Raw genomic sequence first — 6,388 nt, forward strand, 5'->3', positions numbered from 1 at the left:
CCCGTACCGGAGGATGGCGGCGTGCCCCGAACCACGAGCCGCCATCCTCCGGTACGGGGCGGGGCACTGTCAGGGGGCCCTGACGAGTTCCGGTTCCCGCGGCCCGGGGGCGGCGGGCGTCCGGCTGAGCGCCCCCGGCCACCACATCCTCCGCTGCAGGGCCACGCTCGCCGAGGTGACCAGATAGGTGCGGACGAGGAAGGTGTCGAGCAGGACGCCGACGGCGACGACGAAGCCCATCTCCACCAGGGAGGTCAGCGGCATGTTCGTCAGGACGGCGAAGGTGCCGGCGAGCACCAGGCCCGCCGAGGCGATCACCCCGCCGGTGGTGCGCAGGGCTGTGAGCGCGGCGTCGGTGGGTTCGGCGCCGGCCCGGGACTCCTCGCGGACCCGGTGCATCAGGAAGATGCCGTAGTCGACGCCGAGCGCCACCAGGAAGACGAAGGACAGCAGCGGCAGTCCGGGGTCGGTGCCCTTGAGCCCGAGAAGTGGTTCGAAGACCAGTCCGCCGATGCCGAGCGCGGCGCCCCAGACGGCGACGACGGCGGCGACGAGCAGCAGCGGGGCCACGAGGCTGCGCAGCAGCGCGATCAGGATGAGCAGGACGGAGAGGATGACCAGCGGGACGACGACCTTCAGGTCCCGGGAGCTGGCTTTCTCCAGGTCCATCTGCTGGGCGCCGGGGCCTCCGACATGGGCCCCGTCCAGTGCGTCGCGCAGGGTGTTGACGGTGTCCCGCTCCCCCGCGGACTCCGGCTTGTCCCTGGCGACGACAGCCAGTTCGGTCCAGCCGCCCCCGCTGCGGCCGCGCTCGGCGGAGGCGACCGAGTCGATGGTGCGGGCCTTGGCCAGCGCGGCGTCGGCCCGGCCGGTGGGCACGAGCACGGTGATCGGCTGGCTGGAGCGGCCGGGGAAGGCGTCGGCGAGCGTCTCCATCGCCGCGATCGAGTCGGGCGCGCTGATGAAGGAGTCCTCCTGCTTGAGGTCGCCGGGCAGGTTGAACACCCCGAGCGCCAGCGCGCCGAGCAGTACCCCGCCGGTCGCGAGTACGGCGACGGGCCGGCGTCCGGCCGAGCCGCCCAGGGCGGCGAAGACCGAGCGCCGCCGCCTGGGCCCGGCGCCGTACGCGGGGACGAGCGGCCAGAACACCCGGCGGCCCAGGAGCACCAGCAGCGCCGGCAGCAGCGTCAGCATCGCCAGGAGCGCGCACAGCACCCCCACGGCGGCGATGGGTCCCATTCCCCGGCTGCTGGTGAGATCGGCCGCCAGAAGGCACAGGAGGCCCGCTGCGACGGTCGCCGAGGAGGCCACGACGGCGGGGCCGCAGCCGCGCAGCGCTGCCGCCATCGCCTCGTGCGGCCGGGCGAAGCGGGTCAGCTCCTCCCGGTAGCGGGAGACCAGCAGCAGCGCGTAGTCGGTGCCCGCGCCGAAGACGAGGATGGTCATCACCGCGGAGCTCTGGCCGGTGACGGTGACGTCGAAGCCCCGGTTGAGTTCGTGGACGACGGCCATCGACAGGGCGTCGGCGACGCCCGCGACGACGAGCGGCACCAGCCACAGCAGCGGGCTGCGGTAGATGAGGATCAGCAGGATCGCGACGACGGCGACGGTCGTGTAGAGCAGTGGGCCGCCGAGCGAGCCGTAGACCTTCATGGCGTCGGTGTTCAGCGCACCGGGGCCGCCGACCTCGACGCCCAGTCCGTCGCCGCCCCTGGCGATCTCGCGCACCTCGTCGACGAACGCGGTCCGGGCGTCGTCGTCCTGGCCCGGCTCGGTCGTGGAGACCGGGTACATCAGGGTCGTGCCGTCCGTGGAGGGGACGCCGCGCGGGGGTGCGGTGAGCGTGTGGCCGGCCGCCACCTCGGCGGTCTGCCGGGCGGCCGCGGTCCGGTCGGCCGGGGTCAGCCCGCCGTCGCGGTGGTAGACGAGGACGAGGTCGGTGGACTCGCCGCCGGGCAGCGCCTCCTGGATCTTCGCCGCCTGGGTGGAGTCGGCGCTCGCCGGCAGATAGTCGACGGCGTGGTTGGCCTGTACGCCCGAGAGCTTGCCGGCCAGCGGCCCGGCGATCGCGATCGCGGCGACCCAGAGCGCGACGACCGCCCAGGGCAGCATCCGCCACCGGCTCCGCGGCCGCGGCTGTGGCGGCTCGCCCCTGTCCTGCGTTGCGGCCCTCATACGAGCCCCCCTTCCGTCCGGGTGTCTGGTTCATGTCCAGACTTCCGTCGGGCCGGGGCTGATTCCTCGCGCCGGAGACCGACATCCGCGCTACTGCCGGGGAGGGTGCGGCGCCCCGGCTTACTCCCGCGGGAGTAAGGGACGGTGAGCCGCGCGGCCGCCGGATCAGCAGGGCCGGCCGTCCCAGCCGGGGTCCTCCCAGCGGTCGGCGCAGGGGAGGCCGAGCAGCCGTATCCGGTTGAGCAGCTCCGGCGGTGCGCCGTGGGCGCGGAGCCTGGCGGGTGCGTTGCGGACCAGCCAGGCGGTCAGCTCGGTGCGGATCTCCTCCTCGTTGTCCCAGCCGCTCCAGGGCAGTTGGTCGCCGATCAGCTCCCACTCCCACTGTTCGACCAGGGCGGCCAGGTGCGCGTCGGCCGGCGGCCCTGTCAGCGTCTCCCAGACGCCGAGCCACGGGCCGACGTCCGCGGACGCCTCGGTGATCACGACGAGGACGTCGGGGACGGGCACCGCGGGAGACGGGTCGGTGAGGGTGTCGGCCCACCAGGCGTGCAGGAACTCCCGGACCGCCCCGGCCTGCTCGGCGGGCCAATGCTGCCATCGGCCCCGGGCGAACGAGCGGCCCGCCTCCGCCTGCCAGGGGGCGACAGGGCCGCCGACGAGGGTCCGGGCGAACTGGGGCAGGATCCGGCGCAGGACGGACGGGTGGTCGGTCCAGTCGGGGGCGTTCCAGGTGCGCCACAGGAGGTCGGGGTCCAGCTCCGTGTCCGCCGTCTTGAGCAGCGCGAGCTCTTCGGCATCGCCCCAGTGGCACACGCAGTTGTTCTCGTCGGACCGGGCGGTCAGACCGGCGAAGGTGACGGCCAGGCGGTCCAGCGCGGCAGGGAGGCGCAGTCGTGCGAGGGACGGTTGGGCGCTCATCGTGGAGCTCGCAATCGGGACTCCGGGAGCTCTCGCCGCCCGAAGAGAGCGACCTTAGCGGGGGCCGCCCCGCCGGAGGGCTCAGGAGGGCGTACGCGCCGCCGCGGCGAGCAGCCGGGCCGTGTCCTCGGCGCGGAGCTGGAGCGCCCCGCCGACCGTGGTCAGCACCTCGCGTTCGGCCTGGCTGTACGGGCCGTCGGCGAGCGCGATCCGGGCGCCCTGGAGCAGAATCGATTCGCGTCCGGCGGGGGCCAGATGCGGGGCGAGGGGCTCCAGCGCCTCGTGGAGTTCGATGGCCAGGGCCGCGCCGCAGGCCTCGGCGGCCGGGTCGAACGCCGAGCCGTGGCCTATGTCGACGGAGAGGACCTCGACGACGGTGGCGAGCTGCTCCTGTGTGCAGTCGTCGAATCCGGCGCCGCGCACGGTGGCGACCGCGGTCTCCAGGACGGTGCGGGAGGTGGTGCCGCCGGCCGCCAGGACGCCGAGCGCCACGGTGTGGACGGCGTCCTTGAGCATCGCGGAGAACCGGGTGGTGGTGGGGTGGTCGAGCGTGTCGGTGTCGAAGTGGTGGTGGCACGCGGCGCATTCGACGACCGGGCCCACGGTGCCGCGCCGCAGCAGCGGTACGCCGAGGACGGCGAACCGGAGACGTCCGGTGAGGCGGCGGTAGTTGCGGTCACCCCCGCAGCCGGTGCAGAAGAACTCGCCGTCACCGACGGTGTCCCACATGGTGCGGATGCCGCAGATACGCAGCTTTATGGCGCGTTGTCCCAGGGCTGACCGCACGTCGCACACCTCCGTAACTCCCCCGTGGCCCCAAGGACACGGGAGGTACCCCTCGGCAACATTGCCGTGTTGACGTGATGTTAACCACATCCACGAGAGGACGTCAGCACCTCGCTCGTCACAACCGCCCACAGATGGCCGAACCCCGTCCCCCCGGGTGCGGGTGGACGGGGTCACGAACCGTGCCGCTTCATACCCTTTCGGGCACGCGGGTCAGCGGGTGGCGCGGTTGACGGCCGAGACGACCGCCTTCAGCGAGGCGCGCGTGGTGTTGGCGTCGATGCCGATGCCCCACAGGACCTTTCCGTCGATCGCGCACTCGATGTACGAGGCGGCCTGGGCGCTCGCACCCTCGCTCATCGTGTGCTCGGTGTAGTCCAGCAGCCGGGCGTCGATGCCGATGGCCTGCAGCGCTTCGAAGAACGCCGAGATCGGGCCGTTGCCGGTGCCGGTGAGCACGGTGTCCGCGCCGTCCACGGTCGCCTCGACGGTGATCGTGTCCTGGCCGTCCGAGCCGGTGGTGGTCTGGCCGGTGCGCAGCTGCACGCGACCCCACTGCGCCGCGGCGTTGCCGGGGTTGGGCAGGTACTCGTCCTGGAACGTCGTCCAGATCTGCGCCGGCGTGACCTCGCCGCCCTCGGCATCGGTCTTGGCCTGAATGATCCGGGAGTACTCGATCTGCATCCGGCGCGGCAGGTCCAGCTTGTGGTCGTTCTTCAGGACATACGCGATTCCGCCCTTGCCGGACTGCGAGTTGACCCGGATGACCGCCTCGTAACTGCGGCCGACGTCCTTCGGGTCGATCGGCAGGTAGGGAACCGCCCACTCGATGTCGTCCACGGTCTTGCCCTGGGCGGCCGCGTCGGCCTCCATGGCGTCGAAGCCCTTCTTGATGGCGTCCTGGTGGGAGCCGGAGAAGGCGGTGTAGACCAGGTCGCCCGCGTAGGGGTGGCGCGGGTGGACCTCCATCTGGTTGCAGTACTCGCTGGTGCGGCGGATCTCGTCGATCTGCGAGAAGTCGATCTGCGGGTCGACGCCCTGCGAGAAGAGGTTCATGCCCAGCGTCACCAGGTCGACGTTGCCGGTGCGCTCGCCCTGGCCGAACAGGCAGCCCTCGATCCGGTCCGCCCCGGCCATCAGGGCCAGTTCGGCGGCGGCGACGGCGGTGCCGCGGTCGTTGTGCGGGTGGACGGACAGGCAGACGAACTCGCGGCGCGACAGGTTGCGCGACATCCACTCGAACCGGTCGGCGTGCGTGGACGGCGTCGAACGCTCCACGGTGGCGGGCAGGTTGAGGATGATCTCGCGGCCCTCCTCGGGCTGCCAGACATCACATACCGCCTCGCAGACCTCCAGGGCGAAGTCCAGCTCGGTGTCGGTGAAGATCTCCGGGCTGTACTGGTAGCCGAAGATCGTCTCCTCGCCCAGGATCTTCTCGGCGTACTCCATGACCAGCCGGGTGCCGTCCACGGCGATCTGCTTGACCTGCTCCTTGGACCCGCGGAAGACCACGCGGCGGAAGGTGGGGGCGGTCGCGTTGTACAGGTGGACGGTGGCGCGGTGGGCCCCGACCAGTGATTCGACGGTCCGCTCGATCAGTTCCTCGCGGGCCTGTGTCAGGACGGAGATCGTCACGTCCTCGGGGATCGCGCCCTCTTCGATGATGGAGCGGACGAACGCGAAGTCGGTCTCACCGGAGGACGGGAAGCCGACCTCGATCTCCTTGTAGCCCATGCGCACCAGCAGGTCGAACATCTCGCGCTTGCGGGCCGGCGACATCGGGTCGATCAGCGCCTGGTTCCCGTCGCGCAGGTCCGTGGAGAGCCAGCGGGGAGCGACCGTGACCCGCTTGTCCGGCCAGGTGCGGTCGGGAATCTCGACGGCCTCGTACCGGCCGTACTTGCTGATCGGCATCCCGGACGGCTTCTGCAGTCCCGTGGCGTTGGTGACCGGCGTGGGGCGGCCGACGGAGTTGCCGACGGGAGTCTGAGCGGGATTCACTGCGGTCATGACGTGGGGCTCCTCGGAGTCCGGCGGAGGGGGTCCCCCCTGCTCTTCAAGAGCTCGGGGGAGGCCGACCGTGTCGCTGCAACACAAGACTCCGCGGGGAGGAGGTCGGCCTACGACTTACAGACCCTCGCCGCGGCAGCTAAGAAGAAGCAGCCCGAAACGCATGATGCGAAGAGACTAGCCGAGCGACGCCCGAGAGGTCGGTGCCGTATCAGTATGCGGGACCGGGCACCGGTAACGGGTGAACAGTGACCGATCACTCTATTTCGTCAATCCTGGTGGCAACCAGTGACATTGCGATCACACGCTGCCACAGTCGAGTGCATGCAGCCTCGAACTCAGCACGGGTCCCACCCCGTCTTCTGCACCATCGTGCCGCCCCACGTCCTCGACAAGCTGTCGCAGTCCGACGATCCCGTCCTGGCGGGCCCGGCCCGCCGCACCCTGGAGGCCGACGCCGCCCGGCGCACCCGCCGCCAGGTGACGACCCCCGTCCCGC

Annotated in this window: 4 protein-coding genes and 1 pseudogene; 1 reads left to right on the top strand and 4 read right to left on the bottom strand. The window is 71.6% G+C overall.

Annotated elements, in window-relative coordinates; genetic code table 11:
* Positions 1-69 precede the first annotated feature (69 nt).
* The 4 genes from J1C73_RS23385 to leuA all read right to left on the bottom strand — a co-directional run bounded on the left by J1C73_RS23385 (position 70) and on the right by leuA (position 5,889).
* The gene (locus J1C73_RS23385) at positions 70-2,112 is read right to left on the bottom strand and encodes an MMPL family transporter (RefSeq protein ID WP_207318153.1); all 2,043 of its coding nucleotides are present in this window, start codon (positions 2,110-2,112) and stop codon (positions 70-72) included.
* Positions 2,113-2,340: 228 nt separating this feature from the next.
* Positions 2,341-3,093, bottom strand: coding sequence for a hypothetical protein (locus J1C73_RS23390; RefSeq protein ID WP_207318154.1), 753 nt, complete (start codon positions 3,091-3,093; stop codon positions 2,341-2,343).
* Between the two features lie 81 nt (positions 3,094-3,174).
* Positions 3,175-3,879 carry a TerB family tellurite resistance protein gene (locus J1C73_RS23395; protein WP_185095708.1) on the bottom strand — a complete coding sequence of 235 codons (705 nt, stop codon included), beginning with the start codon at positions 3,877-3,879 and terminating at the stop codon, positions 3,175-3,177.
* A gap of 213 nt (positions 3,880-4,092) precedes the next feature.
* Positions 4,093-5,889: a 2-isopropylmalate synthase gene (gene leuA, locus J1C73_RS23400; RefSeq protein WP_207318155.1), complete on the bottom strand. Its 1,797-nt coding sequence runs from the start codon at positions 5,887-5,889 to the stop codon at positions 4,093-4,095.
* 324 nt (positions 5,890-6,213) lie between these two features.
* On the opposite strand from leuA, the pseudogene J1C73_RS35145 reads away from it, so the two are divergent.
* A pseudogene (locus J1C73_RS35145) lies at positions 6,214-6,388 on the top strand (peptidase M4 family protein); the annotation flags it as partial.

Source organism: Streptomyces laculatispora (assembly GCF_017353455.1).
Lineage (GTDB): Bacteria > Actinomycetota > Actinomycetes > Streptomycetales > Streptomycetaceae > Streptomyces > Streptomyces laculatispora.

Excerpts from the sequence above, each read along its gene's own strand:
- J1C73_RS23390 (WP_207318154.1), bottom strand. The coding sequence starts at position 3,093 with ATGAGCGCCCAACCGTCCCTCGCACGACTGCGCCTCCCTGCCGCGCTG.
- J1C73_RS23385 (WP_207318153.1), bottom strand. The coding sequence starts at position 2,112 with ATGCTGCCCTGGGCGGTCGTCGCGCTCTGGGTCGCCGCGATCGCGATC.
- leuA (WP_207318155.1), bottom strand. The coding sequence starts at position 5,889 with ATGACCGCAGTGAATCCCGCTCAGACTCCCGTCGGCAACTCCGTCGGC.